This is a genomic window from Saccharothrix sp. CCNWYY140, assembly GCF_037401995.1.
Classification (GTDB): domain Bacteria; phylum Actinomycetota; class Actinomycetes; order Mycobacteriales; family Pseudonocardiaceae; genus Actinosynnema.
In genome coordinates this window covers 29496-52285 of record NZ_JBBEGC010000044.1, presented here as the reverse complement: position 1 = coordinate 52285, position 22790 = coordinate 29496, and the positions used below count along the sequence as shown (strand labels likewise).

18 protein-coding genes are annotated in these 22790 nt (G+C 72.1%); 6 read left to right on the top strand and 12 right to left on the bottom strand.

Going from position 1 to position 22790, the window contains the following annotated elements; translation table 11 throughout:
- Positions 1 to 36: 36 nt before the first annotated feature.
- From WBN91_RS20580 to gndA, 4 genes are all read right to left on the bottom strand, one after another.
- A complete protein-coding gene (locus WBN91_RS20580) occupies positions 37 to 240 on the bottom strand; it encodes a hypothetical protein (protein WP_337725040.1) in 204 nt (67 codons plus the stop codon).
- A gap of 882 nt (positions 241 to 1122) precedes the next feature.
- A complete protein-coding gene (locus WBN91_RS20575; protein ID WP_337725041.1) occupies positions 1123 to 3321 on the bottom strand; it encodes a SulP family inorganic anion transporter in 2199 nt (732 codons plus the stop codon).
- A 327-nt stretch (positions 3322 to 3648) separates the two neighbouring features.
- Positions 3649 to 4263 (bottom strand): rhomboid-like protein, encoded by a 615-nt coding sequence (locus WBN91_RS20570; RefSeq protein ID WP_337725043.1) that lies wholly within the window; start codon positions 4261 to 4263, stop codon positions 3649 to 3651.
- Between the two features lie 24 nt (positions 4264 to 4287).
- The gene (gene gndA, locus WBN91_RS20565; protein ID WP_337725044.1) at positions 4288 to 5727 is read right to left on the bottom strand and encodes an NADP-dependent phosphogluconate dehydrogenase; all 1440 of its coding nucleotides are present in this window, start codon (positions 5725 to 5727) and stop codon (positions 4288 to 4290) included.
- Between the two features lie 249 nt (positions 5728 to 5976).
- Between gndA and WBN91_RS20560 the strand changes: the two genes are divergently transcribed.
- Both WBN91_RS20560 and WBN91_RS20555 read left to right on the top strand, forming a co-directional pair.
- Positions 5977 to 6975: a LacI family DNA-binding transcriptional regulator gene (locus tag WBN91_RS20560; protein ID WP_337725045.1), complete on the top strand. Its 999-nt coding sequence runs from the start codon at positions 5977 to 5979 to the stop codon at positions 6973 to 6975.
- A gap of 130 nt (positions 6976 to 7105) precedes the next feature.
- Positions 7106 to 8965 (top strand): ricin-type beta-trefoil lectin domain protein, encoded by a 1860-nt coding sequence (locus WBN91_RS20555; protein WP_337725046.1) that lies wholly within the window; start codon positions 7106 to 7108, stop codon positions 8963 to 8965.
- Positions 8966 to 9024: 59 nt separating this feature from the next.
- Here WBN91_RS20555 and WBN91_RS20550 read toward each other — a convergent pair whose 3' ends face one another.
- The 3 genes from WBN91_RS20550 to WBN91_RS20540 form a co-directional block, all read right to left on the bottom strand.
- On the bottom strand, positions 9025 to 10896 hold the full coding sequence (locus tag WBN91_RS20550) for a hypothetical protein (protein ID WP_337725047.1): 1872 nt from the start codon (positions 10894 to 10896) through the stop codon (positions 9025 to 9027).
- Between the two features lie 243 nt (positions 10897 to 11139).
- On the bottom strand, positions 11140 to 12399 hold the full coding sequence (locus tag WBN91_RS20545) for an outer membrane protein assembly factor BamB family protein (protein ID WP_337725048.1): 1260 nt from the start codon (positions 12397 to 12399) through the stop codon (positions 11140 to 11142).
- A 77-nt stretch (positions 12400 to 12476) separates the two neighbouring features.
- A complete protein-coding gene (locus tag WBN91_RS20540; RefSeq protein WP_337725049.1) occupies positions 12477 to 13070 on the bottom strand; it encodes a LysE family translocator in 594 nt (197 codons plus the stop codon).
- 60 nt (positions 13071 to 13130) lie between these two features.
- On the opposite strand from WBN91_RS20540, the gene WBN91_RS20535 reads away from it, so the two are divergent.
- Positions 13131 to 13637 (top strand): Lrp/AsnC family transcriptional regulator, encoded by a 507-nt coding sequence (locus WBN91_RS20535; protein ID WP_337725050.1) that lies wholly within the window; start codon positions 13131 to 13133, stop codon positions 13635 to 13637.
- Between the two features lie 41 nt (positions 13638 to 13678).
- Complete coding sequence (locus WBN91_RS20530) at positions 13679 to 15061, top strand: pyridoxal phosphate-dependent decarboxylase family protein (RefSeq protein WP_337725051.1); 1383 nt, start codon at positions 13679 to 13681, stop codon at positions 15059 to 15061.
- On the opposite strand, the gene WBN91_RS20525 is transcribed toward WBN91_RS20530, so the two are convergent.
- From WBN91_RS20525 to pyk, 3 genes are read right to left on the bottom strand one after another with little or no spacing between them, the layout of a single operon-like run.
- Positions 15051 to 15611, bottom strand: coding sequence for a Uma2 family endonuclease (locus tag WBN91_RS20525; RefSeq protein WP_337725052.1), 561 nt, complete (start codon positions 15609 to 15611; stop codon positions 15051 to 15053). The genes WBN91_RS20530 and WBN91_RS20525 overlap by 11 nt on opposite strands.
- Before the next feature lie 51 nt (positions 15612 to 15662).
- On the bottom strand, positions 15663 to 16589 hold the full coding sequence (gene tesB, locus WBN91_RS20520; protein WP_337725053.1) for an acyl-CoA thioesterase II: 927 nt from the start codon (positions 16587 to 16589) through the stop codon (positions 15663 to 15665).
- 8 nt (positions 16590 to 16597) lie between these two features.
- Complete coding sequence (gene pyk / locus WBN91_RS20515; protein WP_337725055.1) at positions 16598 to 18022, bottom strand: pyruvate kinase; 1425 nt, start codon at positions 18020 to 18022, stop codon at positions 16598 to 16600.
- 82 nt (positions 18023 to 18104) lie between these two features.
- On the opposite strand from pyk, the gene WBN91_RS20510 reads away from it, so the two are divergent.
- Complete coding sequence (locus WBN91_RS20510) at positions 18105 to 18446, top strand: VanZ family protein (RefSeq protein ID WP_337725056.1); 342 nt, start codon at positions 18105 to 18107, stop codon at positions 18444 to 18446.
- On the opposite strand, the gene WBN91_RS20505 is transcribed toward WBN91_RS20510, so the two are convergent.
- Positions 18424 to 19077 carry a DUF2461 domain-containing protein gene (locus tag WBN91_RS20505; RefSeq protein ID WP_337725093.1) on the bottom strand — a complete coding sequence of 218 codons (654 nt, stop codon included), beginning with the start codon at positions 19075 to 19077 and terminating at the stop codon, positions 18424 to 18426. The genes WBN91_RS20510 and WBN91_RS20505 overlap by 23 nt on opposite strands.
- 94 nt (positions 19078 to 19171) lie before the next feature.
- Between WBN91_RS20505 and WBN91_RS20500 the strand changes: the two genes are divergently transcribed.
- Positions 19172 to 21112, top strand: a complete 1941-nt coding sequence (locus WBN91_RS20500) for a helicase-associated domain-containing protein (protein WP_337725057.1) — start codon at positions 19172 to 19174, stop codon at positions 21110 to 21112.
- Here the strand turns inward: WBN91_RS20500 and WBN91_RS20495 are convergent, their stop codons facing one another.
- Positions 21113 to 22717, bottom strand: a complete 1605-nt coding sequence (locus WBN91_RS20495; RefSeq protein ID WP_337725058.1) for an endonuclease — start codon at positions 22715 to 22717, stop codon at positions 21113 to 21115.
- Positions 22718 to 22790: the final 73 nt, after the last annotated feature.

The window sequence follows — 22790 nt, the reverse complement described above, 5'->3', positions numbered from 1 at the left end:
ACCCCCAGGGCACACACGGGCCCCAAGCCAGCCACCTCACGCCCGCCGGCCCCACGCCCGCACCCGCCGAACCCGCAGCCACCGGATTCGCAGCCGCCGAACCCGCACCCACCGGACCAGCGCCGAGCCCGCAGCCACCGGACCCGCGCCGGACCCGCAGCCGCCGGACTCGCACGCGTCCGAGCCCCGCTCGCCGGACTCGCACTCCGCCCGGCCCACCGGACCCGCACCGGCTCGCACTCGCCCCTCACCCAGTCAGTCCTCACCCAGCCAGCGCTTGCCGAGACGGCGCTTCGCCCAGCCAGCACTCGGCTGAAGCGGCGACCGGCGGGGGCGGCGACCAGCCGGGGGCGGCGAACGGCGGGAGCGATGTCCGGCGGGGGCGACGTCCGGCCCGGGGGGCGCTCGCTGAGGCTGAGCCAGCCGCGGCTCGACCCGCAGCGGCCGGACCCGCCGATCCCAAGCCGCCGAGCCCAAGCCGCGCGCCACGCCCCGCGCCCCCGAGCCGCACGCCAATCCACGCGCCCCAACCCCGCGACCCCGGAACTGCGCCAAGTCCCGCGCGCCCCAAGCCGCGCGCCCCAAGCCGCGCGCCACGCCCCACGACCCCAAGCCTCATCCCAGGCCACGCGACCTCAAGCCGCAGGACTAAGCCCGCGTGTCCCCGGCTGGCGAGGGTCCGGCGCGTGTCCCCCGGCTGGCGAGGGTCGGGCGCTTGGCACCGGTTGGCGAGGGTTCGAGGGCTCGGCGGGGTGCGGCGCCGGGGTCAGGGTGGCGGCTGGTTCCGGACCTGGGCAGGTTGGGCGGCGGAAGCGGGTGCGCGGTAGTCGAGGGTTGGGTCGGCGGAGTTGGGTTGGGTCGGCGGAGTTGGGTTGGGTGGGCGGAGTTGGGTTGGGTGGGCGGAGTTGGGAGGGGGGCGTGGGGTGGGGCGAGGGGGGAGGGCTTGGCTGGGGTGTTGTGGCCCTGTCTTGGAGTCCCTGAGTGTCCCCGTCCCGTCCGCCGTTCCTATTCACGGTATCGCGGGAAATGGCCGGATGTTGCGGATCGTGTATGTCACCCGATGGGGTGGACACCGCGAGACCCGAACGCCGAGGCGCCGGAATCTGAGCACTGCACCGGAGTCTACGCCTTTACCGGTTCCAGGCCATCGCGTTCCGGGTCCACCAAGTACACCCGTGCCTGGGAGATGTCGAAGTACATCCCCACCAACCGCAACGCCCCCGCCCCCACAGCCTCCCGCACGCTCGGGTAAGTCATCAGGTTCTCCAGCTGCTGCGCCACGTTCGCCACCGCCAACCGCTCCACCACCGGCAAGTCCGCCGACCCCGGAGCGTGGAACCGGATCAGGCTCGACTCCGCCGCCCGCAGCCACGACCACAGCTGCGACCCCGGCCTCGCCGACCCGTTCACCAAAGCCTTCATCGCGCCGCAATCCGAGTGCCCGCACACGGCGATCGTCTCGACCGCCAGCACCTCCACCGCGTACTCGACCGCCGCACCCACGGAACAATCCCCGTCGACCGGCACCAAGTTCCCGATGTTGCGCACGCAGAACAAGTCACCCGGCCCACTCGTGGTGATCAAGTTCGGCACCACCCGCGAGTCCGCGCACGTGATGAACAGCTGCCGAGGACGCTGCCCCCGCACCGCCAGCTCCGCCAGGAAAGGACGCACCAGAGGCGCGGCCGACCGCTCGAACTCGTGCATCCCCCGGATCATCGGGTCTGCATCCTCACGAGGCCGAGGCAGCGTCACGGCACGGGAACGCTGCCAGTGCGACCAAGGAGCGAACCAGCGAGGCAACGGCGACAACGGGGTCTTGCGCAACGCCGGAATGCCGCGCGCTGCCTTGGAGAACCACGTGTCGTGCACCTCGTCCACATACACAAGACCACCCAACCGCACGTACCCCGCACGCCAGTCGTCGATGGCCTCGAAAGCGCCGTGGTCCAGGAAATCTATGTGCAGTTCCAGCACGACCTTCTGTCCCAACGGGATCGCGCGCAAGTCCCGCACCAGCCGCCCGACCCCGAGAAACACCAACGAACCCCGGATGACCACGCGCCACCCGTCCGGCTCCTCGACCACCCGCACGGAGCTGTGCGTGAGCCGGTACAGCGACCGCAGAGCCGCCGCCGCGACGCCCAGCAGCACGCCCTCAACCAAGCCCAGCGCGACAACCCCCAGCGCAGTTACGGCGTAAGCGCTGAACTCGCCATGCCGCCACAAGGTCCGCATCCGCCGCACGCTCACCAGCCGCACACCCACAACCAACAGCACACCCGCCAAAGCGGCCAACGGGATCAGCTCCAGCACCGACCCCAGAGCCAGCACGAAAACGGCGATCCACACGCCGTGCAACACGGAAGAAGCCCGCGTCCGCGCACCCGCAGCCACGTTGGTCGAGCCGCGAGCGATGCCGCCGCTCACCGGTAGACCGCCCAGCGAACCGGCGACCGCGTTGGCCACGCCCTGCGCCACCAACTCCCGATCGAGGTCTGCGCGTGGCCCGTCGTGCAGCTTGTCGACGGCCACTGCGGACAGCAGCGACTCCACGGCCGTCACCACCGCGACGGCCAGCACGGCGAACGCGATGCCCCAGAACGTGCCCGAAGGCATCCGCGGCAGCACGATCTGGTCCAGCGCGCCGGACGGCAGGTCCACCCGAGCCACGTCCATCCCGGACCCGACGACGGTCGCCACGAGCACGGCGACCAGCGGCGCCGGGACGTAAGACGAGCGCGGCACCCGTGGCCACAGCACCAACACCGCCACCGCGACCGAACCGACCAACAGCGCGGCGGAGTCCACCGGCGTGAACACCCGCGTCAGGTTCCCCCACACCGTCGACGACGGCGGCCCGCCCAGCACCACCACCAGCTGTCCGATCGCGATGGTCACGCCGATGCCCGCGAGCAGCCCGTGCACGACGGCCGGCGACAGCGACAGGGCGACCCGCCCGACCCGCGTCAAGCCCGCCACCACCTGCACCAGCCCGGCCCCGACGGTGATCATCGCGGTGGCGGCCCACCCGTACTCGGCGATGATCCCGCCGGTGATCAGGACCATGCCCGCCGCCGGCCCGCTGACCTGCATCGGAGCACCACCCAGCGCGCCCGCGACGATCCCGCCCACGGCGGCGGAGATGAGGCCGGCCATCAGCGGCGCGCCGGTCGCGGCGGCGAACCCCAGTGACAGGGGCACGGCGATCAGGAACACCACGAGCGAGGCTGGCACGTCGTAGCGGAGGACTGCGGCCAGCGGAGGGCCGGCGGTGGTGTGTTCGCCGGCGTGGGACTTGTTGGGGCGTGGTCGGTTCATGGACGGGTCCTTTCGAGACAAGGGGTCATCGCCTCCGCACCCGGACGGGGGTACGGAGTGGGGTGGGAGCGAAGGGGCCTAGCGCGGCGGTAAGGGCGGCACGCGGTGCGGCCGGTGGGCTTCGAGCGTGGGCTCGGCCTCGGCGCGGTGGTGGGGGGTCGCCACGGTGGCACCTCCGTGTCGGCGCACATGGGGTCGGCACAGGGGACCGCCAGCCCGCGTCACGCGGCTCGCGTCACCACCATGATGACGACGATGTGGCGCGCCTGACAGCGGTTCCACCCGGTCGTGTTGATCTTCCCCGCACCGTCACAGCAGGTGACGGGCCTACCGCCCGACCGACGCGTAGACCCGGTGAACGGCGAACGCCCCGCAACCCGATCCGATGAACGCGGCGGCTACGTGTCCGACCGCGGCGAACTCGGGCACCAGCCCGTACCAGTCGGCGGTCACGAGGGGGTAGGCCACGACGAGGGCCAGCCACGGACCGCGCAGCACCCCCGGCAGCAGCACCGTCACCGCCCCGGCGGCGGCGAAGGCCACGTAGCTGACGCCGACGTCGGTCACATGGGTCAGGTCGACGGGGTAGGCGCCCCGGGAGATCACCACCAGGACGACCAGGCACGCGCCGACGTGCCCGGCCAGGACGACCGCGACCGCCCGCCACGGCCCCACTTCGCGTTCGAACGCCCCCAGGCACACCGCGAGCGCCGCCAGCACCAGCACCGTGAAGACGAGGGGTTCCGCGGAGTCGAGCACGAACGCGCTGCCCACCAGGGCGTTCACCGGGTGGTCGGCGAGGTTGGCCGGGTTGGTGCTCAATGATTCGCGCATCTGCGCGGTCATCCCGTCGGCGAACACGAACCGCATGAGCAGGGCGAGCCCCGTCACGGCGAGCAGGTAGCCCGCCGTGACGGGGTGGCGCCGGAAGCGTTCACGCACCCGGCAATGGTCGAGCCGCCCGCGTCAGGCGTCCACCTGAGAACGGTCACCTGACCAGAGAGTGTGAAAACTGCCCGCCCGATCGGTGCGCCGGTAGGTGTGCGCGCCGAAGAAGTCGCGCAGGCCCTGCACCAGCGACGCGGGCAGGCGCTCGGAGCGCAGGCCGTCGTAGTAGGCCAGCGCGGACACGAAGCCGGGCGCGGGCACGCCCGCCGACACGGCCTTGACCACGACCCGGCGCCACGCCTCCTCGGCGGCGGCCACCGCGTCCCGGAAGTAGTCGTCGACCAGCAGCGACGCCAGTTCGGGGTTCTTGTCGTAGGCCTCGCGGATGCGGTCGAGGAACCGGGCCCGGATGATGCAGCCGCCGCGCCAGATGGTGGCCATCGCGCCCAGGTCCAGGTCCCAGCCGTACTCGGCGCTGGCCGCGCGCATCTGGTCGAAGCCCTGCGCGTAGGCGACGACCTTGGACGCGTACAGCGCCTGCCGGACGTCCTCCACCAGCGACTGGTCCGGCCGCGAGGGCACCTCCGACGGGCCGAACGCCTCCCGGACCGCGCGCCGCTGGTCGACCCGCCCGGACAGGGACCGCGCGAACACGGCTTCGGCGATGCCGGTGACCGGGACGCCGAGTTCCAGCGCCTCCTGCACGGTCCAGCGGCCGGTGCCCTTCTGCTCGGCCTCGTCGGCGATGACGTCGACCAGGGCCGCGCCGGTGTCGGGGTCGGTGTGCCCGAGCACCTCGGCGGTGATCTCGACCAGGTAGGACTCCAGGTCGCCGGTGTTCCAGCCGCGGAAGACGTCGGCGATCTCGGCGGGGGTCTGGCCGCCGACGCGGTGCAGCAGGTCGTAGGCCTCGGCGATGAGCTGCATGTCGGCGTACTCGATGCCGTTGTGCACCATCTTCACGAAGTGCCCGGCGCCGTCCGGTCCGACGTGGACGCAGCACGGCACGCCGTCCACCTTGGCCGCGATCGCCTCCAGCACCGGCCCGAGGTGCTGGTAGGACTCCTTCGAGCCGCCCGGCATGATCGACGGCCCGTTGAGCGCGCCCTCCTCGCCGCCGGAGATGCCCGTCCCCACGAAGTGCAGCCCGGCCTCCCGCAGGGCGGCCTCCCGCCGGCGGGTGTCGGCGTAGTGCGCGTTGCCGCCGTCGATCACCATGTCGCCGGGTTCGAGCAGCGGCACCAGCTCGTCGATCACGGCGTCGGTCGGCCCGCCGGCCTTGACCATGATGATGATCTGCCGGGGCGTCTGGAGGCTGGCGACCAGCTCCTCCAGCGTCTCGGCGGGCACGAAGTCGCCTTCGTGGCCGTGGTCGGCGATCAGCGCCTTGGTGCGGGCGGTGCTGCGGTTGTGCACGGCTACGCGGAAGCCGTGGCGCGCGAGGTTGCGGGCCAGGTTGCTGCCCATGACGGCGAGCCCGGTGACGCCGATCCGCGCGGGAGCCTCGGAGGTGGTCATCTGCACAGCCTGCCCCAGATCCGGGCGGGTGTGCACGCGCCGGGCACCCCTAGTTCCCGGGATCACGATCACAACGTTCGATGGCGAGGCCGCGTCGGCTTGTCGCGTCGTCTTTCCCGACGATCACGCTTTTCGATCGGCGGGAAACACGGCGCGACGAGCCGACTGAAGGCGGCCGAGCCGCCGCGACGGAGTCGCGGCAATTCAACGCTGTAACATACTGAAACACCTTGTGGAACGGGAGTGCGGATGACGCGGGCGACGGTCCGGGACGTGGCCGCCGAGACGGGGCTGTCGATCGCCACCGTGTCGCGGGTGCTCAACGGTCAGGCGAACGTCGCCGAGCACACCCGTGAGCTGGTGCTGCGCGCCGTCGAACGCCTCGGGGCGCAGGCTCCTCGGCCGCGCAACCGGACGCGGCCGGGCGCGGTGCATGTGCGGTGCCCTTACCTGCTCACCGACTACTTCGGGCTGATCGTCACGTCCGTGGCGGAGGAGCTGGCCAAGCACGGCCGGCGGGTGGTGCTCGACGCGGGCACGTCCGCGCAGAGGACGTCCGTGCTGCCCTCGCTGGGTTCCGGGGACGTGGCCGGGGCCGTGCTGGTGTTGCCGCCGGAGCCGGCCGAGCAGCTGGTCCGGTTGCGGGACCGGAAGTTCCCGTTCGTCGTGGTCGACCCGCGGACGGAGTTGCCGCGGGACGTGGCCGCGGTGTCGGCGGCGCACTTCGCGGGCGCCCGCAAGCTGGTGGCGCACCTGGTGGAGTTGGGGCACCGGAGGATCGGTGTGCTGGGCGGGCCGCGAGACTGGCTGGCCAGTGACAGCCGGTCGGCCGGGTACGCGGCGGCGTTGGCGGACGTGGGTGTGCTGCCCTCCCCCGAGCTGGTGCGGCACGTGGACGAGCCGACCGAGGAGAACGGGTACCTCGCCGCGCGGGACGTGCTGGACCTGCGGGAGTGGCCGACGGCGTTGGTGGCGTTCAACGACAAGATGGCCGTGGGCGCGTTGCGGGCGGCACGGGAGCGCGGGCTCGACGTGCCCGGCGACCTGTCGATCGCCGGGTTCGACGACCTGGACCTGAGCCGCGCGACGACACCGGAACTGACCACCGTCCGCCAGCCCGTCCGGGAAATGGGGCGGTTGGCCGTGACGTTGCTGCTGCGCCTGCTGGACCGGCAGGAAGTCGACGCCCTGCACGTCGAACTGGCCACCGAACTGGTCGTTCGCGGTTCCACCGGCCCCGTTCGCTGACGTTGTTTCCCGGTATTTCCCGGGCTTTTTCCCGCCCTTGACAGCGGTGTTCGGCGCGCTGTTTCCTGTGCCGTACGGGCGTGTTCCACATTTGTTTCATTTGTTGCACTTCGCCGAAAGGAGTTCCGAGGTGCCCTCCCACCATCGGGTCTTCACCACGGTCGCCGCGGTGGCGGCCGTCCTCGCCGCGACCCTGGCCGTCCCTGCCGCCAGCGCCGCCGGCGAGCGGGTCGACGTCTGGCTCACCACCACCTCCGACAGCGGCGGCCGGACGGTGACCCGCGGCCTCCAGCAGCAGGCACCGGTCGCCTTCAGCACCAGTGGCGGCAGCGCCACCCACACCATCACCGTCAACGAAGGCACCACCTACCAGCAGTTCGAGGGCGGCGGTGCGTCCATCACCGACACCACCGCCTACCTGCTGCGCGGCGGCCCGGTCAGCGCCGCCACGCGGGACGCCGTGATGCGCAAGCTGTTCCACCCGGTCGACGGCATCGGGCTGTCGTTCGTGCGCAACCCGATCGGGGCGTCGGACCTGTCCCGGCCGGGCATGGTGTCGCTGGACGACACGTGCTGCGATCTGAACGATTTCGGAACGAACGGATACGACACGAACGTTCGTCTTTTGACCGCTCAGGCGAAGTCGCTCAACCCCGCGCTGCGCGTGAAGGGCGTGCCGTGGAGCGCTCCGGGGTGGATGAAGGACAACGGGCGGATGGACCAGATGGGCTGGCTGAAGTGGGAGTACTACCCCATGTACGCCCAGTACCTGGTCAAGTACGTGCAGAGCTACCAGGCCGCCGGCATCCCCGTGGACTACCTGTCCGTGCAGAACGAGCCGAACTGCTGCCAGGCGTCCAACCCCACCGCGATGAACTACCCCGGCATGAGCTGGAACCCGTCCGGGCTGGTGGAGTTCACCAAGAACCACGTCTACCCGGCGCTGCGCGCGGCCGGGCTGTCGACCAAGGTCCTGGTGCACGACTGGAACTACGGCGACTACGCGAACTTCGGCTCGGGCGTGCTCAACGACGCCGGCGTCCGCAACGACCCGCTGTTCGGCGGCATCGCGTGGCACGGCTACTTCGGCGACCCGGCCGTCGGGACGCAGGTCCACGACCAGTACCCGGGCGTGAAGCAGTTCAGCACCGAGCACTCCGGCGGCACGTGGATCTCCAACCAGCACAACGAGGACATGGCGGACATCGTCAACTACGCCCGCAACTGGAGTGGGAGCCTCGTGAAGTGGTCGTTGGCCCTGAACCAGTTCATGGGTCCGCACAACGGTGGCTGCGGCACGTGCACCGGCCTGATCACCGTGCAGGAGGGCGGATCGCGGGCCGGGCAGGTGGATTACACGATCGAGTACTACACGACCGGGCACCTGACGAAGTTCGTGCGGCCGGGCGCGCACCGGATCGACTCCACCGCGAACAGCACCGTGCAGAACGTGGCCTGGCGCAACCCTGACGGTTCTAAGGCCCTGATCGCGCACAACGGTGGCGAGTCGGCCCAGTCGGTACGGGTGAACTGGGGCAACCAGTCCTTCACCTACACCCTGCCCGCGCGGACCACCGCCACCTTCACGTGGTCGGGCACCCCGGGCTCCGGTGGCGGCGGCGCGATCACCGGTCTGGCCGGCAAGTGCGTGGACGTGGCCGGCGCGGCGACCGCCAACGGCACCGCCGTGCAGCTCTACACGTGCAACGGGACGGCAGCGCAGAGCTGGGCCCGGGGCACTGACGGCACCCTGCGCGCGCTGGGCAAGTGCCTGGACATCGCCGGTCCCAGCTCGGCGGACGGCACGGTGACCCACCTGTGGGACTGCCACACCGGGTCCAGCCAGAAGTGGGCGCACGACTCGTCGGGCCGGCTGGTGAACCAGTTCTCCGGGAAGTGCCTGGACGTCACGGGGAACACCTCGGCGGACGGGACCCGCTTGCAGATCTGGACGTGCACGACGGGCGCGAACCAGAAGTGGACCCTCTGACGCTCCCCTGAGTCGGGCTCGCGGTGTCGGCAGCGCCGCGAGCCCGCAACAGCCGGCGATCAGCGTGGTGGGCGGAGCGTGATCGGCGGCTCGCGCCTGATCTGGTCGCGCAAGCGGTTGCTGATCTGCGGACCCGGTCGTTCTCCCACCGGCTGGATCGGGACCACCGCCAGCCGGTACGCGCCGATCCGGATCGTGAAGCGGTCCGCGTTGTGGACGTGGTGCAGGTACTCCGCGATGTTCGCGTACTCATCGCGCCGGGTGCCCGGCTGCGGGCGGCGGCCCAAAGAATCGCGGGTCGGGACCGGTCGGGGCGCGCGTGCGCCGCCGGTCTGCTGTGCACGCGCCGAGTGCTCCTCGCGGGCGCTCGGCAGCATCGGCTCGGCCAGCGTGAACAGCGCCCCGATCAGCGGCGCGTCGTAGGTCACCAGGGGCATGCCACCCGCCCCCGGCGCGGTCGCCGCCTCGATCACCACCGGGACGTCCTTCAGGTCCACGCCGGCTGCCGTCAGTTCGTCCTGGAGGGCGCGGTACTCGGCTCGGGGCAGGTTCGCGCGCGCCAGCAATCGGGTCATCGCCGGCGCGCCGCGCGCACCCGTGGAGTCGGAGCGACGCGCCTCCAGTTCGGACCGGACGTACTGGGTGATCGCCGCGCCGGTCACACCGAGCTGTGCCAGGCGGGTGATCGCGTTGGCCCAGCTCGGCTCCACGGGCTCGCCGCGCGCGAGGGCGTCGAGGATGCGGGCGATGTTCGTGTCGGCGATGACCCCCGCGCCGATCGGCTGCCGGCCGTGGTGCAGGGTCAGCCCGAGGGAGTTCGGCCGGGGCGAGAGGTCCCACCGCACCGGCGCTCCCTGCCGGTACTCCACGCCGGGGTTCATCACGATCGGTGCGCGCGGGCCGGTGGCCACCACGCCCGCGGTGCTCGGCGCACGCGTCGCCGCGCGGATCCGGGCCGCGCCGCGGGCCATCACCGCCGCGCCGAGCAGGCCGTCCACCGGGGCGGCTTGCCCGGCGATCGCGGCCAGTTCGTGCACGTCGGCCCCGCGGATCGTGGCCACGAGCAGCACCAGGGACGTGAACGGCCCGGCGGCACGCAGTGCCTCCAGCTCGTTCGAGATCGACGGCCGCACCTCCCGCAACCCCGTCCGCGCCTGCTCCGCGACCGCCGCCAACTCGGCCAGCCGCCGCGCGCGCAACGCCTCCAGCCGCTCCACCAGGGCGGGCAGGGCGGCGGCGACGCGGTCCCGGTCGGCGGCGTTCAGCTCGGCGTGCTCGGGCCACGTGGGCGCGACGACGAGGTTGCGGATCGCGTGCTCCACGGTCCGTGCCTGGTCCTGCGTGGGCCGGTCCGCCACGACGGTCGCCGGCTCGACGCGCGCCACCCAGGCGAGGAACGCGCGGTGCAACGCCCGTTCGTTGGCGCCCATGTCCGGCATGGGCGTCCGGGGCACGCCCTGTTCCCACACCCTCGACCGCCGGTCCGCCGCCCGCTCCTCCTGGACCGCGCGCTCCGCGTTCCGCCGCTCCCCGCGCAGCTCGGCGTCCCGCGCCACCGCCGCGAGCGCACGCTCGTCCGCATCGGCGACCCCGCTCTCCAGCTCGTCGGCGAGCCCGCGCAGCAGCTCACCGCCACCGCTGAGCGTCGAGAGCCGGTCGAGGATGTCCGCGCTGCCGTGGTGCTGCGCCCGCGCCTGCTCGGCGTGGGAGGGGTCGCGCGCCATGCGGAGGAACTCGGCCGCCACGTCGTCCCGGTGCCGGGCGGGCAGTTCCCGCAGGTCACCCAGCACTGACCGGACCTCGCCGTCCACGGCCCGGGACAGGTAGCCCGCGGCGACCCGCCGCGCGTCCCCACCCCACAGGAACCGCTGCACCGCCGCGTTGCCCGCCTGCCGCTGCAACGCGAGCAGCCCGGGGAGTGCAGGCTGCACCCCCCGCCGTCGGTCCGGCCGGGACGACCGAGGTGGTTCCGCGCGCTCTCGCACGGTCGGACCCTAGGTCGGCCCACCGGTCCGGTCGCCGCCCCGATGGACGGACTTCCGGGCAGAAGTCGACGGCCCGGGACGACGAGCCGGGTCGGCGGATGAGAGCCGCCGAACGCGCGGGCAGCGGTCCGCGGGCGAGTGCCGCCGAACGCGCGGGCAGCGGTCGGCGGCACTGCGGCTGAGTGCCGCTCAGCGGTTGACCTGGTAGTTCGCCGGCGCGTAGGCCCACACGACGCCGCCGCCCTGACCGCTGTTGCCGCCGCCGAGGAGCACCTTGCCGTCCGGCGCGACCGCCGGGCTGGTGTTGGCCACGGTGTCGGTCCGCGAGTAGTAGAGCAGCGCCCCGGTCTTGGCGTCGAAGGCTTGGAACGCCCCGCTCGCCGCGCCGCCCGCCGCGATGCCGCCCGTGTAGGCGACGCCGTTGACCACCGCCGGGGTGGTCGGCTGGTTCAGGCCGGCGTCGGCGGTCGCCTTGGCCCACAGCCCGGATTCGCTGTCGACGTAGACGATGTGGGTCTTGGTCGGCACGTACACGATGCCATCCACCACCGCCGGGGCCTGGACCCGGCCGCTGTAGGTGGACGGGCGGCCGGTGTCGTAGTTCCACCGGATCGCGCCGCCGGTCGTCACCGACACCGCGCGCACGGTGCCCGAGTGCGGGGACGACGGGTGGTTGACCGCCGCGTACAGGTGGGTGCCGTCGGTGGCCAGCACGTCGGCGATCCGGCCCTCGAAGCCCTGGATGCGGGTCGCGGTCCCGGTGGCGCCGGCGGTCGGCGGGATGACGGACATGATCCGCCCGTCGAAGGTGCCGACGTAGACGGTGCCGCCGAGCACGGTCGGCGAGGCCAGCAGGGGGTGCTGGGCGTCGGAGCCGCCGACGTTGGCGGTCCAGGTGGCCGTGCCGGTGGCCTGGTCCAGGGCGAGGACGTCACCGTTGTGGCCCGTCGCGTAGACCGTGTCTCCGACCAGGACCGGGCCGTTCGCCCAGCCCTTGCTCGGCATCTGCGTCCGCCACACGAGCCGGGGGCGCGGGACGCCGTCCGGGCCGGGAACCGGCGGGGTCACGTCGTCGAACGCGCACACGAAGCCCGCGATGGTGCTGACGAAGACCTTGCCGTGGCCCACGGCGGCCTTGCCGTAGATGCCGTTGAAGCACTCGTTCGTGCTCCAGGTCGGGGTGAAGCCGGGGCCGGCCGTCCCGGTGGCCAGCGGGAACTTGGTCAGGTGGCCGTTCTCGTCGCCGACGTAGACGTGCTCGCCCGCCACGACCGGCGACGCGTAGTACTTGCCCGCGCCGAAGTGGCTGGACCAGGTCGGCGCGAGGCTCGGCGCGGTGGCCGGGCTCGCCGGTGTCGGGTTCGCTCCGGCGGACGGTACGGCGCTGGTCAGCAGGGCCGCGGCGGCGATCGCCAGGGCGGCCGGCCCGGTTCTGTTCTTGGTGGCCATCGTGCACTCCTCGGGGGTGAGCGGCCGGCGGGGTGCCGACGACTTCCGAGATGAGCGCGGTGGGCCGTTTGATGCAGTCAGGCGGCCAGGACGGAGGCGGCCATGCCGATGAGGGCCGTGCCGCAGAGGCGTTCGAAGACCGGGCGGACCTTCGGGCGGGTCAGGAGGGTGGCCAGGCGGCCGGCGATCGGGACGACCACCGCCCAGAACGCGGCGAACACGCCCACCGCGACCGCCGACAGCAGCGCCGCCTGGGGCAGGGGTGGGGCGGTCGGGTCCATCGCCTGCGGGACGAGGCTGAGGAAGGTCAGCATGACCTTCGGGTTGAGCAGGTCGCACAGGAAGCCGCGCAGGAACACCGACCGGTCCGAGCGCGGGGGCGCCGTCGCCGCGCCGCGTGAGCGCAGGGTCATCACGCCCAGGTACACCAGGTAGACCGCGCCGACCGCCTTGACCACGAGCAGGGCCGTGGGCGCGGCGGCGACGAGGGCGGACAGGCCGACCGTGGCCAGGGTCGCGTGCACGAGCAGGCCGGTCAGCACGCCCAGCGCGGTGAGGGCGCCCAGGCGCAGGCCGCGCACGGCGTTGCCGGTGACGAGCACGAAGTCCGGGCCGGGGACGATCGTGATCACCACGAGGGCCAGCAGGAAGGAGGTCCAAGCGATGTGCACGGCGGACAGTCCACGATGGAGGTTCGGTTCTGCGCCACCGGTTCAGTAGAGTGTTCGGCTGTGACGGAAGTAGCCGAACTGGATTCGGTTGACTGGCGCATTCTGGAGGAGTTGCAGAACGACGCCACCCTGCCGAACCGGACCCTGGCCGACCTGGTCGGGCTCGCGCCCTCGACGTGCCTGCAACGGGTGCGCCGCCTGCGGGACCTGGGCGTGATCACCGGGTTCCACGCGGTGGTCGACCCGCGCACGACGGGCCTGCCGCTGGAGGCGGTGGTGTCGGTGAACGTCCGGCCGCACACCCGGCCGGTGGTGGCCGCGTTCCGGGCGTTCGTGATGGCGCAGCCGGAGACGCGCTCGTTGTTCCACGTCAGCGGGACGGCGGACTTCCTGATCCACATCGCGGTGGCCGACAGCACCCACTTGCAGGCCTTCCTGATGGACAAGATCGCCTCGCGCACCGAGGTGCGCAACCTGACCAGCTCGGTCGTGCTGGAACGCGTCGAGACCCGAGCCCTGACCCCACCCACCGACCGCCGCCCGACCCACCGCCGGCGCCGGGTGTAGGCCGTTCACGAGGTCGGGCGCACACCGGTTAACGTGCGGGTATGCAGCCTGACGAGTTCCGCCGCATCGGCCACGAGGTGATCGACTGGATCGCCGACTACCGCGAGCGCGTCGGCGACCTGCCCGTGCGGTCGCAGGTCGAGCCCGGCTGGGTGCGCTCACAGCTGACCCCGCTCCCGGAACGGGGCGAGGGTTTCACCGGCCTGCTCGACGACCTGGACCGGGTCGTGGTGCCGGGCACGACCCACTGGCAGCACCCGGGGTTCTACGCGTACTTCCCGTCCAACGCGTCCCTGCCGTCGGTGCTGGGCGACCTGATCTCGTCCGGCCTGGGCGTGCAGGGGATGCTGTGGTCCACCTCGCCGGCCGCCACCGAGGTCGAACAGCACCTGATGGACGAGCTGGTCGGCGCGATGGGCCTGCCATCCGCGTTCGTCGGGGGCGGCGTCATCCAGGACACCGCGTCCTCGGCCGCACTGGTCGCCATGCTCGCCGCGCTGCACCGGGGTTCGGGCAAGTGGCGACAGTCCGGTGTGGACGGTACCGAGACGGTTTACGTGTCCTCGCAGACGCATTCGTCCATCGAGCGGGCCGCCCGCATGGCCGGCCTGGGTGAGGAATCGGTGCGGTCGATCCCGGTCGACGACGTGCTGGCGATGGATGTCGCCGAGCTCGCACGCCAGATCCAGTCCGATGTGGACAGTGGACGGCGACCGGTGCTGGTGTGCGCCACCATCGGCACCACGGGCACGGGCGCGGTCGACCCCGTCGCCGAGATCGCCGAGGTGTGCGCGCGACACGGGATCTGGCTGCACGTCGACGCCGCGTGGGCGGGTCCGGCGGCGCTGTGCCCGGAGTTCCGGGGGATCTTCGCGGGGGTCGAGCGGGCGGACTCGTTCTGCGCCAACGCCCACAAGTGGATGCTGACGGCGTTCGACCTGTCCCTGTTCTGGACCGCGCACCCCGATGTCCTGGTGGACGCGCTGACGATCCTGCCGGAGTACCTGCGCAACAGCGCCACGGAGTCCGGCGCGGTCGTGGACTACCGCGACTGGCAGATCCCGCTGGGCCGCCGGTTCCGGTCGTTGAAGCTGTGGTCGGTGCTGCGCTGGTACGGCCTGGAGGGCGTGCGCGCCCACCTGCGCGGGCACGTGGACCTCGCGGCGAAGCTCGCGGAGTGGGTGGAAACCGACGAGAACTGGGAACTGGTCGTCCCGCGCTCCCTGTCCCTGGTCACCATCGCCCACCGCGACGGCGACGAGGCCACACGGCGAGCGATGGACGCGGTCAACGCGGCCGGCACAGCGTTCCTCACCCACACGACGGTGAACGGCCGGTTCGCGGTCCGGGTCGCCATCGGGGCCGAGGCGACCCGCGAGGAGCACGTCCGGGCGATGTGGGAGGCGCTGCGGTCTAACGCGTGACCAGGGCGGGCAGGTCGAACGTGACCGGGAAGGGGTTGAGGACCTCGACCTTCCCGTTCCCGCTCGCCACGACCTTGTAGCCGCCGTCGACCAGGTCGAACGCGGTCAAGGTGATCGGGTCGTCCAGTTCCAGCAGCCAGTAGTGCGGGATGCCGGCGTCGGCGTACTCGATTGGCTTGACGATGCGGTCGGTGCGCCCAGTCCCAGGCGACACGATCTCCACTGCCAGCAAGACATCGTCGGCGTCAAAGCGCGCCGGGTGCTGCATCGCGCGCTCAGTCGGGACGACGACGAAGTCTGGAGCACGCACAGTGACGGGAGGCACCGGGTCCACGAGGATGTCGACATCGGGCACCGCACAGAAGTCCTGCGGCAGTTGCTCGTCGAACCAGGTACCCAGGCGCTTCAGCGCGAGTTGATGCTTCGATGCCGGCCTCGGCGTCACGACCAGGACTCCTTCGACCAGCTCAAGGTGATGCGACTCGTTCTCCGGCAGCGCGTCCCACTCTTCGAGTGTGAGCAGGTGGTCGGGCCACAGCATGGCGCTCATTTCGAACCCACCTCTCATCCAGCGCTCTCCTCATCACCGAGTGTAGCGAAGTCATCGCATCAAGCGGAGCAGGCCTTCCTGGACCACGGTCGCGACCAAGCGGCCGTCCTGGGCGTAGAACCGGCCCGTGGCCAGGCCGCGCGCGCCGGATGCCGAAGGGGACTCGCAGTCGTACAGGAACCACTCGTCAGCCCGGAAGCGGCGGTGGAACCACATGGCGTGGTCCAGGGAGGCGCCCAGCAGCTTGTCGGTGCCCCAGTACACGCCGTGGCGGACCAGGACCGAGTCCAGCAGGGTCATGTCCGACGCGTACGCCAGCACGCACACGTGCAGCATGTCGTCGTCGGGCAGTTTGCCGTCCGCGCGCATCCACACCTGGCTGCGGGCCTCGCCCGGGCCGTCCTCGCGCGCACGCCACGGCGGCTCGGTCACGTACCGGATGTCGATGGGGCGAGGCAGCCGGGCCATGCCGACCTTCTCCAGGTACCCGGTCGCCGACTCGGCGTAGGTGGGCAGGGAGTCCGGTGACGGGACCGCGGGCATGGGCTCGAAGTGGTCCATGCCGTCCTCGTCGAGCTGGAACGAGGCCGACAGGGCGAAGATCGCCTTGCCGTGCTGCACCGCGACCACTCGCCGGGTCGTGAACGACCGGCCGTCGCGGATGCGGTCGACCTCGTACACGATCGGGACGGTCGGGTCACCGCCTCGGATGAAGTACGAGTGCAGGGAGTGCACCCGGCGCTCCGGCGGGACGGTCCGCCCCGCGGCCACCAGGGCTTGGCCCGCTACCTGACCGCCGAACACCCTCACGGGGGACTCGGCGGGCGACACCCCGCGGAAGATGTTCTCCTCGATGCGCTCCAGGTCCAGCAGCGCCACGAGGCGGTCGAGCACGGGCTGCCCGTGCGGTACGCCGTCGGTGTCCAGCGGTACGTCCGCGTAGCCGGCGGTAGCGGCGGCACGGGCAGCCTCGGTCACGTCATCCCCTAAGCGTGGTCTTCCTCCCCCAGGCGGTGCACCCGGATGAGGTTGGTCGAGCCGATGGTGCCAGGCGGGGAGCCTGCCACGACGACGACCAGGTCGCCGGGCTGGTACCGGCCGATGTGCAGCATCGACTGGTCCACCTGGCGGACCATCTCGTCCGTCGAGTCCACCTTAGGCACCAGGAACGTCTCGGTGCCCCACGTGAGAGAAAGCTGACTGCGCACGCTCGGTTCCGGCGTGAACGCCAGCAGCGGCAGGTGGGTGTGCAGGCGGGCCAGGCGGCGCACCGTGTCACCCGACTGCGTGAACGCGACCAGGGCCTTGGCGTTGAGCCGCTCGCCGATGTCGCGGGCCGCGTAGGAGATGACGCCGCGCTTGGTGCGCGGGACGTGGGTCAGCGGCGGGACCTGCACGGACTCGGTCTCGACGGCCTCGATGATCCGGCCCATCGTGCGCACGGTCTCGATGGCGTACCGGCCCACGGACGTCTCGCCGGACAGCATCAGCGCGTCCGCGCCGTCGAGCACGGCGTTGGCCACGTCGGAGGTCTCGGCGCGGGTCGGGCGCGAGTTGGTGATCATCGAGTCGAGCATCTGGGTCGCCACGATGACCGGCTTGGCGTTCTCGCGGGCGATCTGGATCGCGCGCTTCTGCACCAGCGGGACGTGCTCCAGCGGCAGCTCGACGCCCAGGTCGCCGCGGGCGACCATCACGCCGTCGAACGCCAGCACGATGGCCTCGAGGTTGTCCACCGCCTCGGGCTTCTCGACCTTGGCGATGACCGGGCGGCGGCCGTGGCCGACGCGGTCCATCACCTGGTGCACCAGGTCGATGTCGGCCGGCGAGCGGACGAAGGACAGGGCGATGAAGTCGACGCCCAGGTTGAGCGCGAACTCCAGGTCCTCGATGTCCTTCTCCGACAGCGCCGGCACGGACACGTCCATGCCGGGCAGCGAGAGGCCCTTGTTGTTGCTGACCGGGCCGCCCTCGGTGACCTCGCAGACCACGTCCGGGCCCTCGACGTCGGTCACGACCAGGCCGACCTTGCCGTCGTCCACCAGCAGCCGGTCGCCGACCTTGGCGTCCTGCGCCAGCTGCTTGTAGGTGGTGGAGACGCGGTCGTGCGTGCCCTCGACGTCCTCGACGGTCACCCGGACGACGTCACCGGTGCGCCACTCGACGGGGCCGTGCGCGAACCGGCCGAGCCGGATCTTGGGGCCCTGGAGGTCGGCGAGGATGCCCACCGCGCGCCCGCTGCGGTCCGATGCGGCGCGGACCAGGTCGTAGACCTGCTTGTGGTCGGCATGGCTGCCGTGGCTGAAGTTCATCCTGGCCACGTCCATACCGGCCGCTACCAGCTCGTTGACCTTGTCCTCGGTCGCGGTGGCAGGGCCCAGCGTACAGACGATCTTCGCGCGTCGACTCACGTCTGGAGAGACTAGTCCCCTTCACTGGACCGATCAGGATGTACCGGGGGGTAATCTCGCCGAAACAGGCAGAATCTGGGGTGTGGGCCGCAGAATCCTCCCGTTCGTGACCGCCGTGTTGCTCAGCGTCATCGTGCTGTTCACCCCCCAGTCAGGCGTCCCGGACTCCCCGCCGGGCACCGACAAGGTCGTGCACACGCTGCTGTTCGCCCTCCTGGCGGGGACCGGGCTGTGGGCGCGGCTGCCGCTGTGGCCGCTGCTGGGCGGGCTGGTGGCCTACGCGGCGGTGTCGGAGGTGGTGCAGGCGGTGGTCACGAGCCTGGGGCGCGGCGGGGACGTCGTGGACGGCCTGGTGGACGTCCTGGGCATCGGGCTGGGGTGGCTGGTGGCGCGGCGCGCGCTCAGCGGAACCCGACCTCGGTGACGCCGATGTGGTCGGCGCACCAGTCGACCAGTGGGTTCACCTCGCGCCAGGCCCCGCGGACGCGGTCGAGGCACTCCGGCTCGTGCAGGGTGTCGTCGGGCGGCCACACCTTCGCCACGTAGAGCCGCTTGTGCTTGGCCAGCTCCACGCGCGGGTGCTCGGGGTCGACGCCCTTCGGGGCGCGCTTGAGCTTGTCGCCGCGCACCTCCCACCCCTGCCCGGCGAGCTTCTTCAGGATCTTCTCCAGGGCCTGGCCGCGCAGGTCGTCGGTGACCGACTCGCGGTAGCGGGCGATCTGGTCGGAGGCCATCGCGAACGAGCCGCCCGCGACGAACAGGCCCGCGGTGCCGACCTGGACGTAGTGCGCGCCGCCGCCGCGCCCGAGTTCGACGATGCCGCCGCAGTGGTCCTTGTACGGCGTCTTGTCCTTGCTGAAGCGCACGTCCCGGTAGGGCCGAAAGACCTTACCTTTGCCGAACTCGCCTTCCAGCTCCGCCAGCAGCGCCTCCATCGGCGCGCGCACGTCGGACTGGTAGACGTGCTTGTTGTCCTCCCAGAACGCCTTCGAGTTGTCGACCGCCAAGCCGTCGAAGAAGTCGATGGCGTGCTCTCCGAAGCCCGTGAATTCCACGGCGCACAGCTTACGTTCGTCCATTCGTGGCACCATTCGAACGCTCTATAGCGGACAATCACGGACCGGTGACGTTATGTGCATAATCGGCTGAGTGGGTAGGAAATCGGCGTTGGCCGGTTGGCTGCGCGAACTCGACGCGCCGGGTCTCAAGGACGTCCTCGCGCTGCGCCGGGACGCGGCGGACACCCGGCCGCGGTCGCTGCGCGCGCTGGCCGACGAGCTGTCGACGGCGTCGTCGTTGCGCCTGGCGGTGGAGGGCCTGGACCGGGGCTGCCGGGACGTGCTGGACGCGGTGCTCGCGCTGCGGGGTCCCGAGGACCGGGTCGGCGTGGACGCGCTCGCGGAGAGCCTGCGGTGCAACGGGAAGGCCGGGCGGGCCGAGCTGAAGCGGACGCTGGCCGAGCTGCGGGCGCGGGCGCTGGTGTGGCCGGTGGGCGACGCGCTGTGCGTGGCGCCGAACCTGCGCCCGTCCGCCCTGGAACCGCCCCGGCGGATCACGCCCGCGCCGCGCGCGCCCCGGCGGGTGGTGCAGAACCGGGTGTTCGCCGACCGGGCCGCGACCGCGTTCGCGACGTCCACTGTGGACGGCGTGACCCGGCTGGTCGACCTGTGCGACGGCGAGGTGGTCAGCGCGCGGGGCGGGGTCGGGGTGCGGGAGCTGCGGCGGATCGCGGCGCTGCTGCGGGCCGACGAGGCGCGGACCCGGCTGTGGCTGGAACTGGCCGTCGAGGCGCGGTTGTTGGCGCCCGCGGACTGCGACCGGCGGGTGGTGCCGACGACCCGGTCGGACGCGTGGCGCGGCGCCCCGCCGTCGGACCGCCTGGCGGCGCTGGCCAAGGCGTGGCCGCGGATGGTGTGGCAGCCGGGGAAGTCGCGGCCGGCGCTGGCGGACCCGTTGTCGTGCGGTGACATCACCCGGCGCGGGGTGCTGGAGCAGTTCGCGCTGCTGGGCGAGGACGAGGCCTTCGAGCACCGGCACGAGGTGGTGGCGGAGCTGTCGTGGACCCAACCCGCTTTCCACGGTTCCGTCGTGACGGAGGCCGCCCTGGTCGAGGCGGAGGCGATCGGGCTGGTGGCCCTGGGCGCCTTGACGGCCTTGGGCCGGGCGGTGCTGGCGGGGCGCGAGTCGGAGGTGGCGGACCGCTTCGTCCCGCCGGCGGTGACCACGGCGTTGCTGCGCCCGGACCTGACCGCGGTGGTCGGCGGGTTGCCCGACGACGAGCTGTCCGCCGTGCTGGACCTGGCCGCCGACGCCGCCGAGGGCGGCTGGCGGTTCACCGGCGCGAGCGTGCGCCGGGCACTGGACGCGGGCCACACCCCCGACCGCCTGCTGGCCCGGCTGGCGTCGATCGCGGAGCACGGCGTGCCGCAGCCGGTCGAGCACCTGGTGCGGGAGGTGGCGCGGCGGCACGGGCGGATCAGCGTGACCGCGGTGGCCAGCTGCGTGCGGGCGGACGACCCGGAGCTGCTGACCGAGATCGCGGGCCACCGCTCCCTGACACCGTTGTCGTTGCAGTTGCTGGGCCCCACCGTGCTGGCCTCGGCGAAACCGGCGGACGAGACGCTGGCCCTGCTGCGGGCCGCCGGCTACGCCCCCACGGCGGACGGCGTGCTCGACCGGACCCCGCGCCGCCGCGTCGAGCCGCCGCCCCGGAAGATCCCGGCGTGGCGGCGCTGGCGGGCGTCGCTGACCGACCAGGAGCTGGGCAAACTGGCCGTGGCCCTGCTGGAGCGGGAACGCCCCCGACCCCGGCTCATGCCGCCGAGGGTGGAGTCGAAGCGGTTGACCACCGTGCGGTTGCTGCGCGACCAGTCGCTGGTGCTGCCGGACTCGGAGGTCGTGCTGCTGGCCGAGGCGCTGGTGACCAGGACGTCGGTGGAGATCGCGGTGGCCGACGGTCCGCGCACGACCATCCGGCACGTGATCACGCCGGTGGACCACGCGGCCGGCAACCTGACGGCCAACGACCCGCACGGCGAGCAGCGCGAGTTCCTGGTGGGCCACATCCGGTCGGTGAAGCCGGTGCGGTAGTCAGACGTCCAGCGCCCAGCCCGGGTGGTCGACGAAGGGGTTGCGGTTGCCCTGGATCTCGGCGATGGCCGCGTTCCGGTGCAGTTCGTGGTCGGTGACCGGGTCGCGTTCGTGCCACCTGATCAGTTCCGGCACCAGGGCGTCGTCCACGATCCCGGGGTAGCGGACCAGGAAGTACAGGGTCGCGCGGGCCACCTGGCCGTTGCTCTCCCACGGGTCCGGCCGCACGTCGCCGACCTCGCGGGCGAACTGGTGGTGCAGGTCGCCCCGCATGGGTTCGCGGCGGTCGAACAGGGTCTGGGGCACGGCGTGCTCGCAGTGGAACGGCAGGGCCTGCTCCAGGACGTCGAACTCCGCCAGCAGCGTCCCCGGGTCGGGCAGGCCCACCGCCGCCAGGTCGCGGAACCGCCTCGCCCGCGCCGCCTCCGCCTCGACGTCGGCCCGGATCAGCTCGACCGGGTCCAGTGCCGCGCCCGAGTGCAGGCTGCGCAGCTTCAGGTCCGGGTGCAGGTCCACCCACGGGTACAGCATCCGGCACGGGCGGTACGCGGGACGGCGGACGTGGGTGGTGGTCAGCAGCTCGTGCAGGGACTGGCGGGACGGGTGGACGCCGGCGTAGTAGCGATCGCGGGCGTGCCGGTCGGCGTCCGGGTCGTAGTAGACGCGGTTGCGGCCGATGTCCAGGTTGACCAGGGCCGCTCGCAGTTCCGAGTCGGCTTCGACCACGAGCGGGGTGGCCGGGTCGAAGACCTGGGCGCGCAGGTGGGCCGCCTCGCCGGTGAGCGGGCGTTCGCGCAGCGACCGGAGCACCCGGCTGATCCGCACGCCCTCGCCGGCCGGCCACGCGCTGCCGTCCGCCACGCCCGAGTGGTGCAGCGCGACGACCTCCCACTGGTCGTTGAAGACCGGACCGCCGGACACCTCCAACCCCGGCTCGTAGTGCACGTAGTTGTCCAGCACGTCCACGAGCACATGCTCGCGCAATCCGAACTGCTTCGGCCCGTCCGCCGGGAACCGCACCGAGGTCAGCCGCTCACCGAGGATCGCCTTCCCCTCCTGCTCGACCAGGTGCAGGTGGGGCGGTAACGACCCCTCCCGCACGGCCACCACGGTGAAGTCCAGCACGAGGTCCGTCACGAAGAACCGCTCCGGGCACAGCTCGGTCGCCCCGTCGTCGAACTCGACCTCGGCCCGTGCCGCGTCGGTCACGCTGGGCAACGCGGTGTTGGTGGTCAGCAGCAGGACCGGCGAGATGAGCACCCCGGTCGCGCACCGCCCGGCCACCCGCACCCGCCCCACGGCCCGCGCCGCCGCCAGGCCGCAGTCCAGGAACCCGGCGTCCACCACGCAGTTGCGGCCCAGCAGCCGGTCCAGGTCCAGTTCGCGCGGACCCGACCGCAGCACCGACGCGCCGCCCTCGACGGCCGCGGCCAACTGCCAGTCGATGCCCAGCCGGTCGAGGCGGTGGGTGACGCGGTGCGGGGTGTCGGTGTGCAGGACGCCCCGGCGCTCCACCGTCGTGCGCGCGTGCTTGCGCTGTGCGGCACGACCTTCGTAGCGGGCGCGCGTGGCGGCCAGGCGGGACAGCAGCGCGTCGGACGTCATCGCCCACACCTCCCTGGCTTTGGGGATAGCGTCGGGAGAAGTGGCCCCGCCGTTACGCACGAAAAAGGGAGCG

Excerpts from the sequence above, each read along its gene's own strand:
- WBN91_RS20560 (WP_337725045.1), top strand. The coding sequence starts at position 5,977 with ATGACGCGGGCGACGGTCCGGGACGTGGCCGCCGAGACGGGGCTGTCG.
- WBN91_RS20495 (WP_337725058.1), bottom strand. The coding sequence starts at position 22,717 with ATGACGTCCGACGCGCTGCTGTCCCGCCTGGCCGCCACGCGCGCCCGC.
- WBN91_RS20545 (WP_337725048.1), bottom strand. The coding sequence starts at position 12,399 with ATGGCCACCAAGAACAGAACCGGGCCGGCCGCCCTGGCGATCGCCGCC.
- WBN91_RS20530 (WP_337725051.1), top strand. The coding sequence starts at position 13,679 with ATGCAGCCTGACGAGTTCCGCCGCATCGGCCACGAGGTGATCGACTGG.
- WBN91_RS20575 (WP_337725041.1), bottom strand. The coding sequence starts at position 3,321 with ATGAACCGACCACGCCCCAACAAGTCCCACGCCGGCGAACACACCACC.
- gndA (WP_337725044.1), bottom strand. The coding sequence starts at position 5,727 with ATGACCACCTCCGAGGCTCCCGCGCGGATCGGCGTCACCGGGCTCGCC.
- WBN91_RS20525 (WP_337725052.1), bottom strand. The coding sequence starts at position 15,611 with ATGAGCGCCATGCTGTGGCCCGACCACCTGCTCACACTCGAAGAGTGG.